The organism is Microseira sp. BLCC-F43 (genome assembly GCF_041929235.1).
Taxonomy (GTDB): Bacteria; Cyanobacteriota; Cyanobacteriia; order Cyanobacteriales; family Aerosakkonemataceae; genus Microseira.
Window position 1 is genome coordinate 1 of record NZ_JBHFNP010000053.1, and the last position, 2,221, is coordinate 2,221.

Consider the following 2,221-nt stretch of genomic DNA (forward strand, 5'->3'; position numbering starts at 1 on the left):
TGCCGAGACGTTGAAGTGTGAGAGCGCGCTTTCGCGTCCCCTAACGGAATTAATCGAGCGCAAAACCCAAGGCAATCCCTTTTTTATCACCCAGTTTCTCAAAGCATTACACGAAGATAAATATATTACATTTAATCGCGACTTTGGCTATTGGGAATGCGATTTAGCTCAAGTGAAGGCGCTATCTCTCACCGACGATGTGGTGGAGTTTATGGCGAATCAGTTGCAGAAATTGCCTGCCCAGACTCAAGAGATTTTGCAACTTGCCGCTTGTATCGGCAACTCTTTTGATTTGGAGACGTTGGCGATCGTTTCAGAGCGATCGCCAGCTGATGCGGCAGATGCTTTGTGGAAAGCGTTGCAGGAAGGATTAATTCTGCCACAAAGTGAAGTGTATAAATTTTATCTGAGCCTGGATGAAGTAGATGTCAATACCGACAATATCGAAAATGTCGGGTATCGGTTTCTACACGATCGCGTTCAACAAGCTGCCTATTCATTGATTCCTGTCCCTCAGAGACAGCGAACTCATTTGAACATTGGACAACTCCTGCTCAAAAATACAACCGCTACAGAGCGAGATGAGAAAATTTTTGAGATTGTTAACCAATTGAATGCTGGGATAGAACTGATTACTGCACAAGCTGAACGCGATGAATTGGCGCAGTTGAATTTGGTCGCCGCAAGTAAAGCTAAGGCTTCTACTGCTTATGCTGCTGCGGTCAGATACTTAATTGTAGGGATAGAACTTTTAGGCACAGATAGTTGGACTCGCCAATATGACCTGGTGCTGAATTTTCATCTAGCAGCAGCAGAGGCAGAATATCTAAACTCTAATTTTGAGCAATCTCAAGTTCTGGCTGAAATTGCCCTGCAACATACTAAAACACTGCTGGAACAAGTCAGAGTATACGAGGTAAAAATTCAGACTTATATTGCCCAAACTCAGTTACAAGAAGCAATTGATACAGCATTACAAGTACTGGATATGCTTGAAGTCAGTTTGGAGAAAGAAGCTCCCAAAGAACTGAAGATTGAGGAACTAATTTACCTGCCAGAAATGACAGAGCCACATCAAATGGCTGTTTTGCGAATCTTGAATACGATTTCTAATGCCGCTTATATAAGTAATCCCACTCTTTATCAGCAAGCCGTTTTCACGGGAATTAATATCTGTATCAAGTCGGGAAATTCACCTCAAGGAATTTATTTATATAGCTTTTATAGTTTAATGCTATATGAAAGTGGCGATATAGATGCTAGCTATCTACTGGGTCAATTAGCTGTGAAGCTGGTAGAAAAATTCAATTGCCGGGAATTTAAATCACTTGTTTTAGCTGTATTTAACAGTTCTATCAGGCATTGGAAAGAACAGGTTAAAGAAACGATCGCTCCGCTGAGGGAGGCTTTTTACAGCGGTCTTGAAACCGGAGAGTTAATCTTCTCTGGTTATGCTATTCTTCACCATTGTAGTCATTTGTTTTTTCAGGGTGAAATTTTAAAATTTGTTGAACAGAAGCTGCAACAGTATATTAATTTAATACACAAAGAAAAAATAAAGTATCACGTAGTTTACGGTCAAGTATGGCGGCAAACACTCTACAATTTACTCGGTCTTGCTGAAGAGCCGTTACAGTTGACCGGGCAGGCATTTAATGAGGCAGAAATTTTACCCATTTTAGTAGAACAACAGAATGGAACAACACTGTTTGCTGTTTATGTGGTGAAATCCCTGCTATCGTATCTATTTCAACAACCAGAGTTGGCGATCGCCCAGGCTAAGGAAGCAGAAAAATACCAACAAACTGCAACTGGACAGCTTGTTACTGCCGAACAGAAATTTTACTATTCTTTAGCTCTGCTAGCTGACTATCCTCATACAGAGCAGCAGGAGCAAAATGCCTACTTGAAGCAGGTTGCAGCCAATCAGGTCAAGATGCAAATGTGGGCGCATCATGCACCAATGAACTTTCTGCACAAATGGCAGCTAGTAGAGGCAGAAAAACATCGAGTTTTGGGCAACAAAACTCAAGCTATTGAACACTACGACCTTGCAATCTCCCTCGCCAAAGAAAACGAATACATCCAAGACGAAGCCCTCGCTAACGAACTCGCCGCCAAATTCTATCTCGATTGGGGCAAAGAAAAAGTCGCCGCAAGCTACATGCTTGAAGCATATTATTGTTATGCCAAATGGGGAGCATTAGCCAAAACCAACGAC

General features: G+C 41.9%; 1 pseudogene. It reads left to right on the top strand.

Annotation, left to right across the window (positions count from 1 at the left end):
• Positions 1-2,221: pseudogene (locus tag ACE1CM_RS09535) on the top strand (serine/threonine protein kinase); the annotation flags it as partial.